The sequence below is a fragment of the Hydrogenophaga sp. IBVHS2 genome, assembly GCF_002127215.1.
Classification (GTDB): Bacteria; Pseudomonadota; Gammaproteobacteria; order Burkholderiales; family Burkholderiaceae_C; genus Hydrogenophaga.
On the sequence record NZ_NFUT01000001.1, the window covers coordinates 430,421 to 448,262 of the forward strand.

At 69.8% G+C, this 17,842-nt stretch carries 21 protein-coding genes; 12 read left to right on the top strand and 9 right to left on the bottom strand.

Translation table 11 applies throughout. From position 1 onward, the window contains the following. Positions 1-100: 100 nt before the first annotated feature. The 3 genes from CAP38_RS02130 to CAP38_RS02140 are packed head-to-tail and all read left to right on the top strand — an operon-like array spanning position 101 to position 2,078. A complete protein-coding gene (locus CAP38_RS02130; RefSeq protein WP_086119223.1) occupies positions 101-493 on the top strand; it encodes a PA2779 family protein in 393 nt (130 codons plus the stop codon). A gap of 59 nt (positions 494-552) precedes the next feature. Further along, positions 553-1,452, top strand: coding sequence for a PA2778 family cysteine peptidase (locus tag CAP38_RS02135; protein ID WP_179188433.1), 900 nt, complete (start codon positions 553-555; stop codon positions 1,450-1,452). Beyond that, positions 1,449-2,078, top strand: a complete 630-nt coding sequence (locus CAP38_RS02140; RefSeq protein ID WP_086119225.1) for an NAD-dependent epimerase/dehydratase family protein — start codon at positions 1,449-1,451, stop codon at positions 2,076-2,078. The genes CAP38_RS02135 and CAP38_RS02140 overlap by 4 nt, the downstream gene beginning before the upstream one ends. Here CAP38_RS02140 and CAP38_RS02145 read toward each other — a convergent pair. The 3 genes from CAP38_RS02145 to purM form a co-directional block, all read right to left on the bottom strand. Continuing rightward, positions 2,032-3,033, bottom strand: coding sequence for a GlxA family transcriptional regulator (locus CAP38_RS02145; RefSeq protein ID WP_086119226.1), 1,002 nt, complete (start codon positions 3,031-3,033; stop codon positions 2,032-2,034). The two genes, CAP38_RS02140 and CAP38_RS02145, sit on opposite strands and share 47 nt — an antisense overlap. 10 nt (positions 3,034-3,043) lie before the next feature. Beyond that, positions 3,044-3,607 (bottom strand): cysteine hydrolase family protein, encoded by a 564-nt coding sequence (locus tag CAP38_RS02150; RefSeq protein WP_086119227.1) that lies wholly within the window; start codon positions 3,605-3,607, stop codon positions 3,044-3,046. Between the two features lie 94 nt (positions 3,608-3,701). Next, entirely contained in the window at positions 3,702-4,739 is a 1,038-nt protein-coding gene (gene purM, locus CAP38_RS02155; RefSeq protein WP_086119228.1) for a phosphoribosylformylglycinamidine cyclo-ligase, read from the bottom strand. 86 nt (positions 4,740-4,825) lie between these two features. Here purM and CAP38_RS02160 point away from each other — a divergent pair, with 86 nt between their 5' ends. The 6 genes from CAP38_RS02160 to CAP38_RS02185 are packed head-to-tail and all read left to right on the top strand — an operon-like array spanning position 4,826 to position 9,887. Next, on the top strand, positions 4,826-5,932 hold the full coding sequence (locus tag CAP38_RS02160) for an AI-2E family transporter (protein WP_086119229.1): 1,107 nt from the start codon (positions 4,826-4,828) through the stop codon (positions 5,930-5,932). A 13-nt stretch (positions 5,933-5,945) separates the two neighbouring features. Then, complete coding sequence (hda, locus tag CAP38_RS02165) at positions 5,946-6,632, top strand: DnaA regulatory inactivator Hda (protein ID WP_086119230.1); 687 nt, start codon at positions 5,946-5,948, stop codon at positions 6,630-6,632. Between the two features lie 8 nt (positions 6,633-6,640). Next, positions 6,641-7,309: an HAD family phosphatase gene (locus CAP38_RS02170; RefSeq protein WP_086119726.1), complete on the top strand. Its 669-nt coding sequence runs from the start codon at positions 6,641-6,643 to the stop codon at positions 7,307-7,309. After that, on the top strand, positions 7,306-8,955 hold the full coding sequence (pcnB, locus tag CAP38_RS02175) for a polynucleotide adenylyltransferase PcnB (RefSeq protein ID WP_086119231.1): 1,650 nt from the start codon (positions 7,306-7,308) through the stop codon (positions 8,953-8,955). The genes CAP38_RS02170 and pcnB overlap by 4 nt, the downstream gene beginning before the upstream one ends. After that, positions 8,936-9,409, top strand: a complete 474-nt coding sequence (gene folK, locus CAP38_RS02180; RefSeq protein ID WP_086119232.1) for a 2-amino-4-hydroxy-6-hydroxymethyldihydropteridine diphosphokinase — start codon at positions 8,936-8,938, stop codon at positions 9,407-9,409. Before pcnB ends, folK begins: the two co-directional genes overlap by 20 nt. A 43-nt stretch (positions 9,410-9,452) precedes the next feature. Beyond that, a complete protein-coding gene (locus CAP38_RS02185) occupies positions 9,453-9,887 on the top strand; it encodes a DUF2846 domain-containing protein (RefSeq protein WP_086119233.1) in 435 nt (144 codons plus the stop codon). Between the two features lie 12 nt (positions 9,888-9,899). Here the strand turns inward: CAP38_RS02185 and pdxH are convergent, their stop codons facing one another. Beyond that, positions 9,900-10,535 (bottom strand): pyridoxamine 5'-phosphate oxidase, encoded by a 636-nt coding sequence (pdxH, locus tag CAP38_RS02190; protein WP_086119234.1) that lies wholly within the window; start codon positions 10,533-10,535, stop codon positions 9,900-9,902. Between the two features lie 26 nt (positions 10,536-10,561). Further along, entirely contained in the window at positions 10,562-11,155 is a 594-nt protein-coding gene (locus CAP38_RS02195) for a gamma-glutamylcyclotransferase (RefSeq protein ID WP_086119235.1), read from the bottom strand. A 51-nt stretch (positions 11,156-11,206) separates the two neighbouring features. Here CAP38_RS02195 and CAP38_RS02200 point away from each other — a divergent pair, with 51 nt between their 5' ends. Further along, positions 11,207-11,707, top strand: coding sequence for an OmpA family protein (locus tag CAP38_RS02200; RefSeq protein WP_086119236.1), 501 nt, complete (start codon positions 11,207-11,209; stop codon positions 11,705-11,707). Positions 11,708-11,714: 7 nt separating this feature from the next. On the opposite strand, the gene CAP38_RS02205 is transcribed toward CAP38_RS02200, so the two are convergent. Continuing rightward, positions 11,715-12,647: a LysR family transcriptional regulator gene (locus CAP38_RS02205; protein WP_086119237.1), complete on the bottom strand. Its 933-nt coding sequence runs from the start codon at positions 12,645-12,647 to the stop codon at positions 11,715-11,717. 222 nt (positions 12,648-12,869) lie between these two features. Between CAP38_RS02205 and CAP38_RS02210 the strand changes: the two genes are divergently transcribed. Further along, on the top strand, positions 12,870-13,316 hold the full coding sequence (locus CAP38_RS02210) for a DUF4148 domain-containing protein (protein ID WP_086119238.1): 447 nt from the start codon (positions 12,870-12,872) through the stop codon (positions 13,314-13,316). A 33-nt stretch (positions 13,317-13,349) separates the two neighbouring features. Here the strand turns inward: CAP38_RS02210 and CAP38_RS02215 are convergent, their stop codons facing one another. Then, entirely contained in the window at positions 13,350-14,813 is a 1,464-nt protein-coding gene (locus CAP38_RS02215; RefSeq protein WP_143435734.1) for a HAMP domain-containing sensor histidine kinase, read from the bottom strand. Next, positions 14,810-15,475, bottom strand: coding sequence for a response regulator transcription factor (locus CAP38_RS02220; protein ID WP_086119240.1), 666 nt, complete (start codon positions 15,473-15,475; stop codon positions 14,810-14,812). Before CAP38_RS02220 ends, CAP38_RS02215 begins: the two co-directional genes overlap by 4 nt. Positions 15,476-15,562: 87 nt before the next feature. On the opposite strand from CAP38_RS02220, the gene CAP38_RS02225 reads away from it, so the two are divergent. Beyond that, entirely contained in the window at positions 15,563-15,946 is a 384-nt protein-coding gene (locus CAP38_RS02225; protein ID WP_086119241.1) for a hypothetical protein, read from the top strand. 13 nt (positions 15,947-15,959) lie between these two features. Here the strand turns inward: CAP38_RS02225 and CAP38_RS02230 are convergent, their stop codons facing one another. Beyond that, on the bottom strand, positions 15,960-17,729 hold the full coding sequence (locus tag CAP38_RS02230; RefSeq protein ID WP_086119242.1) for a DEAD/DEAH box helicase: 1,770 nt from the start codon (positions 17,727-17,729) through the stop codon (positions 15,960-15,962). Between the last annotated feature and the right edge of the window lie 113 nt (positions 17,730-17,842).

Genomic DNA, 17,842 nt, shown 5'->3' on the forward strand with positions numbered 1-17,842 from the left:
ATTCGGGTGTGAACGGTGTGTCGGCGTGTAAGACCGTTTGACGCCGCCGGTGGTGGCGAAGAACATCCGCCCGCCTGTCAACCCTCTCCACACAACAACCATGACCCACTCGATCTACCGCGCCGTTGCCTGTGCCCTCATTCCCGCCATGACCCTGGGCAGCCTGCCGCTGCAGGCCCAGGCCGGCATCGTCGGCACCGAACAGGCCCTGGTGACCCCGGCCGGCCAGGCCGACCGTGACCGTGTCAGCGGTTTCCTGGCCCGTGAGGACGTGCGCAAGGAACTCATGGCCCAGGGCGTGAATGCCGACGATGCCATCGCCCGCGTGCAGGCCATGTCGGACGCCGAGGTGGCCCAGCTGGCCCAGCGCGTGGACAAGGCCCCGGCCGGTGCCGGCGTGGTGGGCGTGCTGTTCACCATCTTCCTGATCCTGCTGGTCACCGACATCCTGGGCTTCACCAAGGTGTATCCGTTCACCCGCCCGATCCGATGACATCACCCCGACGGGGTCGCGCAGCCCCCGCCCTGGCGGGGGTTGTGCTTTGTGCAGCCTTGCTGGCCGGCTGCGCGGCACCGCCGCAGGTGGCCCAACTCCAGAACGACTGGCCCAGCGGCCTGCCGGCCCGCACGCTGCTGACCCGCGTGCCCTTCATTCCCCAGGACGACTTCCTGTGCGGCCCGGCCACGCTGGCCATGGTGTCGCAGGCCGCAGGCCGCCGGGTGACGGCCGATCAGCTCACGCCGCAGGTCTACCTGCCCGGCCGCCAGGGCGCCCTGCAGACCGAAATGCTCGCGGCCGCCCGCCGGCAGGGCCTGGTGGCCTACCCGCTGGCGCCCGATCTTCGAACCCTGCTGACCGAGGTGGCCGCCGGCGAGCCGGTGCTGGTGCTGCAGAACCTGTCGCTGCCGATCGCGCCGCAGTGGCATTACGCGGTGGCGGTGGGCTATGACCGGGCCCGGGACGAAATCATCCTGCACTCCGGCACCACGCCGCGCATGCCGATGGCGCTGCCCACGTTCGAGCGCACCTGGGCCCGAAGTGAATACTGGGCGGTGCGGGTGACCGCTCCGGACCGCCTGCCGGCCACGGCCGACGCCGACGGCTGGGCCCATGCCGTGGCCGCGCTGGAACGCTCGGATGTGCAGGCCGCCCAGGTGGCCTACCGCACCGGGTTGCGGCGCTGGCCGGACCACCGCATCCTGCTGCTGGGGCTGGGCAACACCCACTACGCCCAGGGCCGGCGCGAGCAGGCAGCCACCGCGTATGCCGCTGCGGTGCGGTCGGCACCCGACTTCGCCGATGCCTGGAACAACCTGGCGCAGGTCCGGCTGGAGCTGGGCCAGATCGCCCAGGCCCGTGATGCGGTGCAGCGGGCGGTGGCGCTGGGCGGACCGCGCCAGGCCGAGTACCAGAAGCTGCAGGCCGCCATCGAGGCGAGGCGCCAGCCATGACCCGACTGTTGCTGGTGGGCGCCACCGGACTGGTGGGCGGTCATGTGCTCGATCAGGCGCTGGCCGACCCGCGTGTCTCGGCGGTGGTGGCACCGACGCGCCGTGCGCTGGCGCCCCGCCCGGGACTGATCAACCCGGTGGTCGATTTCGACCGCCTCCCGCAGGACGCCGACTGGTGGGCGGTGGATGCCGTCGTCTGCACCCTGGGCACCACCGCCCGCAAGGCCGGCAGCCCCGACGCCTTCTACCGGGTCGACCACGACCATCCGCTGGAGGTGGCCTATCTGGCGCATCGCCACGGGGCGCGCGCCTATGCGCTGAACTCGGCGCTGGGCGCCGATGCGGCCTCGCGGGTGTTCTACCTGCGCACCAAGGGCGAGATCGAGCGCGACCTGCAGGCGGTGGGCTACGCGTCGCTCACCCTGGTGCGGCCGGGTCTGATCGGCGGTGCGAGGGCCGAGAGCCGCCCGCTGGAGCGGCTGGCGGTGATGGCCTCCGGCTGCGTCCAGCCGCTGCTGCCCAGGCGCTGGCGCGTGGTGCCGGCCGAGCGCATCGCCCGCTGCCTGCTGGAGGCGGCGGTCAGTGCGTCGCCCGGCGTTCGCGTGCTGCCGTCCGAAGCGCTCTAGGGGTGGCTGACCGCCCGCTGGCCTGCCAGCTGCGCCGCAGCTGGACGTCAGAACTGAAGCCGGCCAGCTCGGCGGCCCGTGCCACCGGGTGGCCGGCGGTCAGCGCGGCTTCGGCCAGTGCCAGGCGCAGTCCCCGCAGGTAGTGGCTGGGTGCCACTCCTGCGTGCTGTTCGAACAGCCGCGTGAGGTGCCGTGGCGATGTGGCCGCCAGGGCTGCCATGGCCGGTACGGTCCAGGGCTTCTGGGGTTCCCGGCTCACGGCATCCTGCACCTTGTGCAGGGCCGGGTGCAGGTGGTTGCGGTGCAGCAGGAACGGGGAGAGCTCGGGATCGTCCGGACCCCGTCGCAAGGCCAGTGCCAGGTTCTGGGCCACCTCGGCGGCCAGGGCGGGCCCGCAATGGATCGAGATGCGGTGCAGCACCAGGTCGATGCCGGTGGTCACCCCGGCGCTGGTCCAGACCGGGCCGTCCTGCACGAACAGCCGGTTCGAGACCACCTCGCAGCCCGACGCCTTCTGCCGCAGTTCCTGCAGATGCGCATGGTGGGTGGTGCCACGCCGCCCGGCCAGCAGGCCGCCCATGCCTGCCACCACGGCCCCGGCACAGATGGCCACGAGCTCCTGTTGCCCGGCACGCAGTTCAAGGCCCTGCAGCCAGTGCATCAATGCCCGCCCTGGCTCGTCGTCGAGCCGGACCTCGTCGCCCGGCTGGCCGATCAGCACCACCCAGGACGGCTCCTGGCCGAGGGTCGGCAGTGGCTCCAGACCCGTCACACGCAGGCCTACCGATGTGGGCGCCTCGGCCACCGGGCCGACGAAACGCAGCGCGAACGCCGGGGGCTGTCCGTGTTGCGCCAGGCACTGGTTGGCCATGCGCAGCGCCTCCGCCGGACCCGCCCAGTCCAGCGCCAGGCTGTCCGGCAGCAGCACAAAGAAGACCTGGATCGGGGCAGGCATGGCCGCAGGTTCAGGCAGGTTGCCAGCGGGCGACGGCCTCACCGACGGTGCACACCTGGGCAAATCGGCCATCCAGCACGGTGGCCGTGCGGTGCCGGATGGCATCGGCCGTCAGCAGGCCGCCCTGGGCGTCGTGCATGTCGAAGGTGAGGGTGGCGTCGGTCACGAAGTCGACTTCCCAACCCAGGTCGGAGGCGTGGCGGGCGGTGGTCTCGCAGCACTGCTCGGTGCGGATGCCGCTGATGACCACCCGACCGATGCCGTGCTGCACCAGCCAGACATCCAGCCCGGTGCCCACCAGCGCGCTGTGGCGCGCCTTGTGGACCGTCAGTGCGGCCTCGAAGGGAACGAGCCCTTCCAAGGGTCTGACCAGGCCGCTGGCGTGCGAGAAAGGGTTGTCGGGCGTGTCCGGCTCATCGGCGTGCAGCACACGGACCACCGGCACCCGATCGGCCAGGGCGGCCGTGATCAGTGCGTTCTGAGACGCCAGGTAAGTGGACAGCGCGGCGGCGTCGAAATACGGTCGGTGCCGGAACGATTCCTGCACATCGATCACGATCAGACACGATTTCATCGGGGGACTCCTTCGACGGTGGGGTTGCGAAGTCCCGAGTGTGGGTGGCGGCGGTCGTGCTGTCCGCCACCCGGTCAGACAGAAAACGGACGTTTCAGGACACGACCACCGGGGCGGTGGTGCCGCGCTCGGCGATCACGCCGATGGTGTGCACCGTCTCGCCCAGGCTGCGCAGGGTGGCAGCGCAGGCCTCGGCCTGGTCGGCGGCGATCACCACCACCATGCCGATGCCGTTGTTGAAGGTGCGGTTCATCTCGATGTCGTCGATGCCGGCGGTGGCCTGCAGCCACGCGAACAGCTCGCTCTGCGGCCAGCTGCCTTTCCTGAGGTGGGCGGCGGTGCCCTCGGGCAGCACGCGCGGGATGTTCTCCAGCAGGCCGCCACCGGTGATGTGGGCCAGCGCCTTGATCGGGTGCTGGGCAAGTGCGGCCAGAACGTTCTTGACGTACAGGCGGGTCGGCTTCATCACGGCTTCCTTGAAGGGCATGCCGTCCAGGGTGGCGGGCAACTGGCTGGCAGCGCGTTCGATGCACTTGCGCACCAGCGAGAAGCCGTTGGAGTGCACGCCGTGCGAGGCCAGACCCAGCACCACGTCGCCCGGCTTCACGTTGTGGCCGGTCAGGATCTTGCTCTTCTCGACCGCGCCGACACAGAAACCGGCCAGATCGTATTCACCGGCCGGGTACATGCCCGGCATCTCGGCGGTCTCGCCGCCGATCAGGGCGCAGCCCGAGAGCTCGCAGCCCCTGGCGATGCCGCCGACCACGGCGGCTGCCGTGTCCACATCGAGCTTGCCGCAGGCGAAGTAGTCCAGGAAGAACAGCGGCTCGGCGCCCTGCACCAGCACGTCGTTCACGCTCATGGCCACCAGATCGATGCCCACCGTGTCGTGCATGTTCCACTCGAAGGCCAGCTTGAGCTTGGTGCCCACGCCGTCGGTGCCGCTCACCAGCACCGGCTCCCGGTAGCGCTTGGGCACCTCGAACAGGGCACCGAAGCCGCCGATGCCGGCCAGCACGCCTTCGCGCATGGTTTTCTTCGCCAGCGGCTTGATGCGGTCGACCAGGGCATCGCCCGCGTCGATGTCGACGCCGGCGTCTTTGTAGGAGAGGGGGGTGTGGTTCTGGCTCATGAGGGGCGGACGCAGGGCGCCCGAATAGAATTTGGGCTGGATTTTAAGGGCTGGCCTCCTGCGGCGGCTCGCCACATCGGACCTGCATGACCTTCACACCCACCCAGACCCGCGCCGCCGTCTGGGCCTGCATGGCCCTGGCCATCGGCTGGCTTCTGTCCCTGCTGGCGCCGGTGCTCATGCCCTTCCTGCTGGCCATCGTGGTGGCCTATGCGCTCCATCCGCTGGTGGAGCGGTGGGCCGCCCGCCGCATTCCGCGCTGGCTGGGTGCCGGCGTCGCCATCGCCCTGCTGATGCTCGTGCTGCTGGCGGTGGTGCTGCTCATCGTTCCGGTCATCACGGCCCAACTGCCCCTGTTGCGCGACCAGGTGCCCGCCCTGCTGGATCGGGCCAACAACCACATCGTGCCGCTGGCGGCCCGCTTCGGCATCGACCTGCAGATCGACACCGCGCAGGTGCGCGAATGGCTCAGGCAGGTGGTGACCGGCCACGAGAGCCAGCTGATCGGCAGCCTGCTGTCGTCGCTGCGCATCGGCGGCAGCGCCCTGGCAGCGGTCATCGGCAACCTCTTCCTCATGCCCATCGTGGCCTTCTACCTGCTGCTGGACTGGGCGGCGCTGGTGCAGCGCTTCAAGACCCTCATCCCGCCGCGCTGGCGCGAGACGGTGCAGTCCTTTCTGGACGAGACCGACGAGGTGCTCGGTCAGTACCTGCGAGGGCAGCTGATGGTCATGGGACTGCTGGCGGTGTTCTACACCGTCGGCCTGGCCCTGACCGGACTGAAGCTGGCCCTGCCCATCGGCGTCTTCACCGGGCTGGCGGTGTTCGTGCCGTACCTCGGTTTCGGCCTGGGTCTGGTGCTGGCGGTGCTGGCCGCCCTGCTGCAGTTCCAGACCCTGTTCGGCGTGCTGGCCGTGCTGGCGGTCTACGGTGTGGGACAGGTGCTGGAGAGCCTCTACCTCACACCCCGCCTGCTGGGCGAGCGCATCGGCCTGCACCCGATCGCGGTGATCTTTGCCCTGCTGGCCTTCGGCCATCTCTTCGGCTTTGTCGGCGTGCTCATCGCGTTGCCGGCCAGTGCGGTGCTGCTGGTGGCCATCCGCCGGGCCCGCACCACCTACCTGGAGAGTCCGCTGTACCGCGAGAGCGCCCAGCCAGCGTCCGAGCCGGCACCGGACCCGCAGCGGGACTGATGCCGTGTCGACCATGAAGCAGCTCGCGCTCGACATCGGCCTGGCCCCGGTGCCCACGCTGTCCAACTTCGTTCCGGTGGGCAACGAGGCGGCCCTCGAGCATCTGCGGCTGTGGTCCGGCAGCCCGACCCGCTCCCCGGTGCCCACGTTCCTGTGGGGTGCCGGTGGCAGCGGCAAGACCCACCTGCTGCTGGCGGTGCGCGAGGCCTTCCGGGAGCACGGCGCCCGGGTCGGCTGGATGGACGCGTCCACGCTGAACCCGCCCGACTACGACGAATCGTGGGAGGCGGTGCTGCTGGACGACTGCCACCTCTTCACCGCGGCCCAGCAGGCCATGGCCTTCAACTGGTTCGTGCATGCGCAGACCCCGCCGCAGGGCAGTGCCCGCTGGGTGCTGGCGGCCGGTGCGCTGCCGCCCTCCGACCTGCAGCTGCGTGAAGACCTGCGCACCCGGCTGGGCTGGGGCCATGTGTTCCAGCTGCACGCCCTGGGCGAGACCGAACGCCGTGCCGTGCTGCGCCGTGCCGCCGACGAGCGCGGCGTGTTCCTGAGCGACGAGGTCATGGACTTCATGCTCAACCGCTTCTCGCGCGACCTCTCCAGCCTGATGATGCTGCTCGACCAGCTCGATGCCTACGCCCTGCGCACCCAGCGGGCCATCACCATCCCGCTGATCCGCTCGATGCTGGAAAACGAATGACCGCCCCCATGCGACTGACCCTGTTTGACCTTGACCACACCCTGCTGCCGCTGGACTCCGACTACGCCTGGGGCCAGTTCACCGTGAAGCTGGGCTGGCGCGACGAGGCCGATTTCGGCCGCGCCAACGACCGCTTCTACCAGGCCTACAAGGACGGCACGCTCGACATCCACGAGTACGTGCGCTTTGCCACCGACGCCGTGCGCGAGCGCGGCATGGCGGTCGCCCAGGCGGCGCACGAGCGCTTCATGGCCGAGGTGATACGCCCGGCCATGACCGAGCAGGCCCGGGCCCTGGTGCGTGCCCACCAGGCGGCCGGCGACACGGTCGTCATCGTCACCGCCACCAACGAATTCGTCACCCGCCCGATCGCCCGCGCCTTCGGCGTGGACGAGCTCATCGCCATCGATCTGGCCACCGGGCCGGACGGCGCGATCACCGGCGACATCCGGGGCATCCCGTCCTTCCGCCAGGGCAAGGTGCTGCGTGTGGAACAATGGCTGGCCGATCGGGGCCTGCGCTGGTCCGATCTGCAGCACACCACCTTCTACAGCGACTCGCCCAACGACCTGCCGTTGCTCGAGAAGGTGCACGAGCCGGTGGCCACCAACCCCGACGAGCGCCTGAGCGCCGTGGCCCGCGAACGCGGCTGGCGCATCCTCCAACTCTTCGAATGATCAAGAAACTCATCGACAAGCTGCTCGGCAAGTCCGGCAGCGGCCCGGCCCGCAAGGGCTCGCCCTTCGGCCAGCGGCAGGACGTCCCCGCCAGCGTCCACGGCATCAACCCCCAGCTGGTGGACCAGCGGGCGCTGGATGTGGTCAACACCCTGCAGAACGCCGGCTTTGCTGCCTACATCGTGGGTGGCGCGGTGCGTGACCTGCTGCTGGGCCTGCGGCCCAAGGATTTCGACGTGGCCACCAACGCCACGCCCGAGCAGGTCAAGGGCCTGTTCCGACGCGCGTTCATCATCGGACGGCGCTTCCGCATCGTGCACGTGGTGTACGGCCGGGGCCGCGAACACGAGGTGATCGAGGTCTCCACCTTCCGCGCCTACCTCGACAGCAACGATGCCGAGCAGGTGGCCGGCAACGAGCGCACCAGCAAGGGCGAGCTGGCCGGCATGAAGCACGCCGTGGACGCCAGCGGCCGGGTGCTGCGCGACAACGTGTGGGGGCCCATCGAGCAGGACGCCGCGCGCCGCGACTTCAGCATCAACGCCATGTACTACGACCCGGCCACCCAGACCGTGGTCGATTTCCACCACGGCATCCGCGACGCGCAGAAGCGCGTGCTGCGCATGATCGGCGACCCCGCCACCCGCTACCGCGAAGACCCGGTGCGCATCATCCGCGCGGTGCGCTTCGGCGCCAAGCTCAATGCGCTGGGCTTCCAGTTCGATGCCAAGACCCTGGCCCCGCTGGTGTCCTCGCGCAAGCTGCTGGCCGATGTGCCGCAAAGCCGCCTGTTCGATGAAATGCTCAAGCTGCTGCAGACCGGCCATGCGCTGGCCAGCGTGGCGCAGCTCAAGGCCGTGGGCCTGGACACCGGCATCTACCCGCTGCTCGACATCGTGGTGCAGCGCGCCGACGAACCCTTCGTGAAGGCCGCCCTGCAGGACACCGACCGCCGCGTGGCCGAAGGCAAGCCGGTGGCGCCGAGCTTCCTGCTGGCCTGTGTGCTGTGGGCCGATGTGCGAAAGGCCTGGGAACAGCGTCTGCAGACCCGTCCGGGGCAGCGCCCGGTGCCGCCGTTCGCCGCCCTGCAGGACGCGGTGGACGAGGCCTTCGAGGCCCGCATCGGCGACGTGTCCGGGCGCGGCAAGCTGGGCACCGACATGCGCGAGATCTGGATGATGCAGCCGCGCTTCGACAAGCGCGTGGGCAGCTCGCCGCTGACCCTGGTGGAGCAGCCGCGCTTCCGGGCCGGCTTCGACTTTTTGCGCCTGCGCGCCCAGACCGGTGAAGTGGACGAAGAGCTCGCCCACTGGTGGGAAACCTTCAGCACCGCCAGCGACGACATGCGCCAGGACATGCTGGACGAACACCGCCGCGCCAGCGGCAAGGCCCAGCCGCGCCGCGTGCGCAAGGGCGACGCCGAGCATCCGGGCGATGCACCGGCGGCCGCCAGTGGCCGCACCCACCGGGTGCCGCCATCGGCCGGCGAGCCCAACGACGCCGATGGCGACGGTGATCGGGATGACGACACGGTCGATCCGCAGGTTGATCCGGCCGCCCCGCCGAAGAAGCGCCGCCGCCGTCGCCGCAAGCCCGGTGGCGGGGCAGGGGGCGCAGGCGGTGCCGATGCCGGCAGCGCGCCCTGAAGTAAGGGCCTTCGTGGCCCTGGGCGCCAATCTGGGCGATGCGGCCGGCACCGTGCAGCGCGCCCTGCAGACCCTGGGCGACACGCCGGGTCTGCGCCTGGTCAAGGCCTCCAGCCTCTACCGCACCGCCCCGGTGGATGCCACCGGCCCCGACTTCATCAATGCCGTGGCCGAGGTCGCCACCACCCTCACCGCGCCCGATCTGCTGGACGCCTTGCAGGCCATCGAGACCGCCGAGGGCCGCGAACGCCCTTACCGCAACGCACCGCGCACGCTCGATCTCGATGTGCTGCTGTATGGCGATGCCCGCATCGATTCACCCCGCCTGACGGTGCCGCACCCGCGCATGCACGAGCGGGCGTTCGTGCTGGTGCCGCTGGCCGAGGTGGCACCGGCCAGGGTGGACGACGGAGCGGCGCTGGCGGTGCGGCAACAGCCGATCGAACGGATCTGAGTCGCGCTAGGATCTCCGCTCCATTCACACAGGGAGCAGGAACATGAAACGCGTCGTTCTTTCGTTGGCCATGGTGGTCGCGCTGGCCGGATGTGCATCGGTGCCGATGGGCGATCCGGCACGCGATGCCGCCGCCAAGACCTTCACCGTACCGGCCGACAAGGCCGGCATCTATGTCTTCCGGAACGAGTCGATGGGGGCGGCGGTCCGCATGGACGTTGCCATCGACGGCCAGCCCATCGGCCAGACCGCCGCCAAGACCTATCTGTACAAGGAGGTCGCCCCGGGCCGGCGGGTCGTCACTTCCAAGGCCGAAAACACCGAGACGCTCGAAATCGATGCCCGCCCGGGCATGCTCTATTTCGTCTGGCAGGAAGTGAAGATGGGCCTCCTGTATGCCCGCAACAAGCTCCAGCTGGTGGACGAGACCACAGGCAAGAAGGGCGTGACCGAGACCACGCTGGCCGACACGCGCTGAGCGCTCAAGGCGTCACGGCGCCAGCCGTTCCCGCAGCCAGCCGCCATCGGCCTGCTGCGTGTAGCGCAAGCGGTCGTGCAGACGGCTCTTGCGGCCCTGCCAGAACTCCCAGCGGTCGGGCACCAGCCGGAAGCCGCCCCAGTGCGGCGGGCGCGGCGGGTTCAGCAGGAACTGCGCGCCGTACTTCGCTGCATTCGTCACCAGGACGGTGCGGCTCTCGATCACCTGGCTCTGCGGGCTGGCCCAGGCGCCGATGCGGCTGTCCAGGGGACGGCTGTGGAAGTAGGTGTCGCTCTCGGCTTCACTGACCTTCTCGACCCGGCCTTCGATGCGCACCACGCGTTCGAGCTCCACCCAGTGGAACTGCAGCGCGGCGAACGGGTTGCCGGCCAGTTCGCGGCCCTTGCGGCTCTCGAAGTTGGTGTACCAGACCACGCCGCGCTCGTCATAGCCCTTGATCAGCACCACGCGGGTGCTGGGCCGCAGGTCGGAACCCACGGTGGCCAGGGTCATGGCGTTGGGTTCGGGCAGCTCGCCGCTGATGGCCTCCTTCAGCCATTGGTCGAACTGCTGCAGGGGATCGGCGTGCGAGGCGGATTCGCTGAGTTCGGCTTTTTCGTAGCTCTTGCGCAGGTCGGCGATGTTCATGCGCGGCAGTATAGGCAGCGGCCGATTCAGCTCGGGGCTGTGGGGTCGGGTGCCAGGCGCAGCAGCCGCTCCAGGGCCCGGTCATGGATACCGTGCTCGGCCAGGCCGCGCAGGGTCTGGCGGGCATAGTCCAGCGTGGTGCCGTAGCGACCGCAGCTCTGCGCGAAGATCTGGCGGTAGCGTTCCGGCGGCAGCACGCCGGTGTAGCTGGGGCTGCGGCGCGAGAGGGTGAAGGCCAGCGCCCGCACCGGGCCCTGTGGCGTATGGCAGAGCAGCCATTTGGGGTCGTAGGTCGGGCGCGGCATTTCGCGGGCCCACAGGGCCGGCATGCGGGCCTCCACCTCGTCGTGCGGCAGGCGCAGCACCAGCCCGTCGCAGCATCCGCCGGGCAGCAGCGCGAACACCAGGCCCGGACAGTCCTCGGTGCCCCGGTTGATGCGGCTCCACATCTGCAGCGCGCGGTGCTGGCCGTGCACCCGGGCCGGCCGGCTTTCGGCCACCTCGAACTCGGGGCGCCACACCAGCGAGGCGTAGGCGAACAGCCAGAGGTCCGGCTTCGGCCCCTGCGCGCGCCACTGCTGCAGGGTCTGCTGCAGCATGCGGGCACCGTCGCGCGGCATAGAATCAGAGGCTTTGCTCACTTCACCTCACTTTTGTCGGAGATTCGATTCATGGCCTCGCAGGATAACGATCAGGACGTTCGCGTCGCATTTGCAGTGATCATCGCCATCATCGTGCTGCTGGTCGGCAGCGTGGTGGGCATCGGCATCCAGCGCGCTGGCAGCCCCAAGTCGGCCAAGCCGGCCGCCGCGGCTCCGGCTGCCGCCACCGTGGTGGTGGAAGACGCCAGCGTGGTGGTCGAGAACGGCGTGGTGAAGTTCTACTTCGCGGTGGGCCAGGCCGATCTGGCCCCGGGCGCTGTCGATGCCTTGGCCGAAGCCATTGCCGCGGCCCAGGCCGGCAGCACCCTGGCCATCTCCGGCTTCCACGACGCCACCGGCAGCCTGGAGGCCAACGAGGAACTCGCCAAGCGCCGCGCCCTGGCCGTGCGTGACGTGCTCGCCGCAGCGGGCGTCAAGCCCGAGGGCCTGCAGCTGCGCAAGCCCGAGGTCACCACCGGCACCGGCAACAACGCCGAAGCCCGTCGGGTGGAAGTCAGCATCGTCCGCTGAAGCGCGCTCAGCGCAGGGCGCTGTTGCGCAGCGCCTGGTCCACCCGCTGCCGGGTCTGGGCCACCAGATAGTCCAGAAACACCTGGGTGCGGCGGGGCATGAACTTGCGGCTGGGCAGGGCCGCGTACAGGTTCAGCCGGTCGGTGATCCAGGGTGAGAGCACGCGCACCAGCTGGCCATTGGCCAGCATGGGTGCGGCGAGCTCCAGCGTGGTGGCCGTGATGCCGGCACCGTCCAGCGCGGCGTGCATCAGGGTGTCGGTGTGGTTGGCCCACAGCACCGGCTCCACCTCCACCTCGGTCGGGCGATCGCCATCGGCCGCATTCAAGAGCCGCCACACCCGCGTGCGGCCCACCGAGGGCTTGAGCCTGAGGCAGTCATGCCGGGCCAGGTCTTCCGGCCGCTGCGGCATGCCCCGGCGGCGCACATAGTCGGGGGAGGCCAGCAGGATGGCTTCGGAGGCGATCACCTTGCGGGCGATGACGTTGGCATCGAAGCCGGTGCTGGTGCCCAGCAGGGTGATGTCGTAGGCCTCGATGGGCGGCTCGCGGTGCGAGGCCACCTCGATGTCGAGCCGGATCTTGGGATAGGTCTGGCGAAAGCCGGACACCAGCGGGGCCAGCACGTGGGTCGCCAGCACCGGCGGAGCCAGCACCCTCAGCACGCCCGCGAGTTCGCGCGTCTGCGAGCTCACCAGCTCGCCGGCCTCGTCCAGATCGATCAGCACCTGCCGGATGCGCTCCAGATAGGCCTCGCCGGCCTCGGTGAGCGACACACGCCGGGTGGTGCGGTGCAGCAGCCGGGTGCCCAGGTGTTCCTCGAGATCGGCCACCAGCCGGGTGACCACGGCAGGCGAGAGGTCCAGGGCACGGGCGGCGGCGGCAAATCCGCCTTCTTCGATCACCTTCTGGAAGGCGCGCAGGGAACTGAGTCGGTCCATGGTGGTGGGGGGGCAGAGGGCGCACCAAACGCCCTCTGATACGGGTTTACCCAAAAGATTGTTGCTGATTTGGAAATATACCAATCAGTCACATGATGTTTTTCATCGTGAGGAGAAACTTTACAGTCCATCCCATCGATGCACGGTTCTCACAGCAATCGGGCACCGAGGTCAGTGAACCCTCTGTTTCCTCGTCATTCAACCCTCTAAAGGAGTTACCCCATGAAAGCACAACGCCTGTCCCTGATCGCCCTGTCCTTCGCTGCCCTGGCCGCCGGCAATGCCTTCGCTGCCGATCCGTCGGCCGCCAAGACCCGCGAGCAGGTTCGCGCCGAACTGGCCGAAGCCCGCGCCACCGGCAAGATCATCGCCAACAGCGAAGTCCACATGACCGAGCGCGAGCTGTTCCCCGGTCGGTATGAGCAGGCCGCTGCCCCCGTGGCCGCCAAGGCCGCCCCGGCCGCTGCAGCCGTGACCACCGGCAAGACCCGCGCCGAAGTGCTGGCCGAACTGGCCGAAGCCCGCCGCACCGGCGACATCATCGCCAACAGCGAAGTCTCGATCACCGAGCGCGAACTGTTCCCGGGCCGCTACGCCGCCCAGGACACCCTGCAGGCCGGTCAGCCCGCTGCCACCGCATCGGCCAGCGACAGCACCGTCCGCCAGTGATGCACCTGGCCCGGCCAGGCCGGGTCGGTGTGATCAGCCAGAAACCGCCACCGGTTCGCCCGTGGCGGTTTTTTCATGGTGGACCGGCAGGCGGATGCGCACCGTGAGCCCGCCGCCCGGCGTCTCCAGCAGTTCCAGATCCCCGTCGAGCTGGCCGACGATGCTCGCCGCGATGGCCAGCCCCAGGCCGCTGCCGTTGCCGCTCTGGGGGTTGAGGCGGACGAACCGCTGCAGGGCGCGCTCGCGCTGCGCCGGTGCAATGCCGGGTCCGTTGTCGCGCACCTCCAGCACCACCCGATCGCCGTCCAGCACCACGTTCAGGTCGACCCGGCAGCCCGGGTCGGCATGCCGCAGGGCGTTGTCCACCAGGTTGTCCAGCAACACCCGCATCTCGGCCGGGTCGGCCCAGACATCGGCGCGGTCACGCCGCACCAGTCCCAGGTCCATGCCGCGTGCATCGGCCTGGGCCGAGAACGCGGCCACCACGCGGGCCGCCAGGGCATCCAGCGCCACCGGCTGGGGCGTGCGCTCCTGTTCCCGCACATCGGGCTCCAGACGGGCCATCTGCAGCAGCTGGGCGACCAGCCGGGTGGCGCGGGCGATGCCCCGGTCGAGCTCGTCCAGCGCCAGACCCCGCTGGGCGTCGCTCGCCCTGCGCGCCAGCTGCGCCTGCAGCTTGATGGCCGCCAGGGGGGTGTTGAGCTCGTGGGCGGCATCGGCCAGCAAGGCCCGTTGTCCGCTGAGCAGGGCGTCCACCCGCGCCAGCAGCTGGTTCAGGGCCTGACCGAGCGGCAGCAGTTCCTCCGGCAGCCGGCTGTTGTCGATGGCCGGGAGTTCCTGCAGGTTGTCGTGCTGGCGGATCTGCCGGCCCAGTGCATGCAGCGGTGCCAGCGCACGCGACACGGCGGTGTGGATGAGCAGCGTGAGCACCAGCACCAGCAGGCACAGAGGCACCACCAGCGAGGGCAGCAGTTCGGTGAAATCGCTGGCCCGGTCGGCCGATGTGACCGCCACCTGCACCCGCTGGTGCCGGTCGACCACCGTGTACACCCGCCAGGGTTCGTCCTGCCACTGCACCAGATGAAAGCCCGGCTGCTGCAGCGGCGGACCGATGTTGTCCAGCGACGAGTACATCAGCTCGCCGTCCTCCAGCCAGATCTGGCTGACGAACTGCCCCAGGTCTTCGACCGGCACTTCCGCCGGCAGTGTGGAGGGCGTCGGCTCCAGCGGCTCGCCGGTGGCCGGGTCGACGGCGGCATCCATCGGTGCGCCGGCCGGCCGGTCCGGCGAGACCGGCACCCGGCGCGACGCATCGACCCCCTGCGTGGGTTGCACGCCGTGTCGCACCACCGACCAGGCGATCTGCTCCAGTCCGTAATCGCGGATGCGGTTGAAGGCGTCCCAGGCCAGGCGGTAGGTGAGGGCGCTGCACAGCACCGAGGTCACCACCAGCGCGGTGATCTGCCACAGCAGCAAGCGCTGGCGGATGGAATTCAACCGGCCACCTCGACCAGCTTGTAGCCCACCCCGCGCACGTTCTTGATCCAGTCGCTGCCGATCTTGCGGCGCAGGTGGTGGAGGTGCACCTCCACGGCGTTGCTGGAGGGCTCGCCCTGCCAGCCGTAGAGGCGGCTTTCCAGCTGCTCGCGCGACAGCACCGCACCGGGCTGTTCCATGAGGGCCGCCAGCAGATCGAACTCGCGCGGTGCCAGCAGCACGGGTTCATCGGCCAGCATCACCTCGCGCCGGACCGGGTTGAGCACCAGGGCACCGACGCGCATTTCCGGCTGCGGCCGGCCCTGCCGGCGCCGCGCCAGCGCATGCACCCGGGCGACCAGCTCGTCGAGGTCGAAGGGTTTGGTGAGGTAGTCGTCGGCGCCCTGGTTCAGGCCCAGGATGCGGTCGCTCACCGCATCGCGGGCCGACACCACCAGCACCGCCACCTCCAGCTTGCGCGATCGCAGCCATTGCAGCAGCTGCAGGCCGTCCAGACCCGGCAGACCGATGTCGAGCAGCAGCACGTCGTAGGTCTGGGTCTGCAGGGCCGCCTGGGCGGTGGGGCCGTCGCGCACCCAGTCGACCGTCATGCCGGCCTGGCGCAGGCCCTTGTCCATGCCTTGCCCGAGCATGGCATCGTCTTCAGCGAGCAGGAGTTTCATGGGCGGCTAGTGTGCGTCAAAAGCCCTGCAGCGGTACAGCAGGCGGGTGCCTTCTGGTACAACCCGCGCAGCTTCTGGAGCCTGCCCATGTCCACCTTCCGCAAAGTCGTGCTGTTCACCGATGCCGACGGCCGTGCCCGCTTCCGCGAGGAAGACATTCCGCTCGATCAGGGCACGCCCGCCGCTCGGTTGTCGGTCCTGCACGGCGCCTCGGCCTTGCAGCTCCGGGAGAGCCCGGTGGGCTTTCGCAGCAGTTTCCATTGCACCGGCCAGCCGCAATGGCTGTTCGTGCTGCGGGGCGTGATGGAGATCGGGCTGCAGGATGGCAGCACCCGGCGGTTCGGGCCGGGCGAGCACTTCTATTCGGCCGACACCCTGCCCCAGGGTGCGACCTTCGATCCGCAACTGCACGGCCACTGGAGCCGCCAGGTGGGGGACGAGCCCCTGGTCACGCTGTTCGTGCGCGACTGAGGCCCGGCGTCGGTCAGCGGATGCGGCCGAAGCTGGTGCGCAGCGGATCGGCCGGGCCGCCCTGCGGGCCACCCTTGCCGCCTTTGCCACCCTTGTGGTTGCGGTTGCCGGTGCGCATGGCGTCGATGCTGGTGCGCAGCGGATCGGGCTGACCGCCCGGATTGGCCGGACGCGGGCGCGGCTCGCGGATGCGCAGGCTGCCCAGGTGGGCATTGGGGCCGGGCTGGCGCTCGGCACCGGGTTCACGGTCGCCGCGGTCTGCGCGGTCGCCCCGATCACCCCGATCGCCCCTGGGAGGACGCTGCCCGCCCTGGCCACCTTGGCCTCCACGGCCACCGCGTCCCTGGCCGTTGCCGTTCGCCTGCTGCGGGCGCGGTGCGCCCTGGCGACGGCCTTCACCCCGGGCTTCGCGGGGTTCACGCGGCAGGTCGCCGTCGGCCTCATCGCCCGCCGGGCGCGGACCCTGACCCCGGCCGCCACGGCCCTGGCCTTCCGAACCCTTCTTCTCGCGGATGCGCTGCATCATCTCCTGGCGCGCGGCCTTGGCGGCGGCGGCCATCACCTCGCGGCTGGGCGGCTTGCCGGCGCCGCCCCAGATGGTCTGGCGGCCCATGGCGATGGGCTCGGCCTTTTCGCCCGGCTCGGGCATGAACTCCTGGAAGATCTCCACCGGGATCTGCTGCTTGGTGAAGCGCTCGATCTCCATCATGAAGCCTTCCTCGTCCAGGCTCACCAGGTTGACGGCGTGACCTTCGCGGCCGGCGCGACCGGTGCGGCCGATGCGGTGCACGTAGTCCTCGCAGACGTTGGGGATCTCGTAATTGACCACGTGCGGCAGTTCGTCGATGTCGATGCCGCGTGCCGCGATGTCGGTGGCCACCAGAGCCCGGATCTCGCCACTCTTGAAGCCGGCCAGCGCCTGGGTGCGGGCGCCCTGGCTCTTGTTGCCGTGCAGCGCCATGGCGCTGATGCCGTTCTTCTCGAGGTAGTCGGCCACGTTGTTGGCGCCGAACTTGGTGCGGGTGAACACCAGCACCTGGCTCCAGTTGTGCTGATTGATGATGTGCACCAGCAGGGCTTTCTTCTTGCCGCGGCCCACCGGGTGGATCACCTGGCTGATGCGCTGCACCGTGGTGTTGCGCGGCGTGACCTGGATGTGCTGCGGGTCCTTGAGCAGGCCCTGGGCCAGGTCGCGGATCTCGTCGCTGAAGGTGGCCGAGAACAGCAGGCTCTGCTTGTCGCGGGGCACCAGGGCCAGCACCTTCTTGACGTCGTGGATGAAGCCCATGTCGAGCATGCGGTCGGCCTCATCCAGCACCAGGATCTGCACCTGGGACAGATCGAGGAAGCCCTGCTGCTGCAGGTCGAGCAGTCGGCCGGGGGTGGCCACCAGGATGTCCACGCCACGTTTCATGGCGTTGATCTGCGGGTTCATGCCCACGCCACCGAAGACGACGGTGGAGCTCAGGTCCAGGTGCTTGCCGTAGGTCTTGACCGACTCTTCCACCTGGGCGGCGAGTTCGCGGGTGGGGGTGAGCACCAGCGCGCGGATGCCGATGCCGCCGAAGCGGCTCTGGCCCCGGGGCGAGGTGGACAGGCGCTGCAGCATGGGCAGGGTGAAGGCCGCGGTCTTGCCGGTGCCGGTCTGGGCTCCGGCGAGCAGGTCGCGGCCCGCCAGCACGGCCGGGATGGCCTCGGCCTGGATGGGTGTGGGCGTGTCGTAGCCTTGCTCGCGCACCGCTTGCACGATGGCCGGGGCCAGGTTCAGTTCGTCAAATGTCATGTCGTTCGAGGCGCCCGTCCAGGGCGCTGGGATCACCGGCCACATCGGCCGCCGTGGAGGCGGACCGCTCAGTGCAGGGTCGGCGGATTCAGGATCTGGCGCCGCCCGGGTAA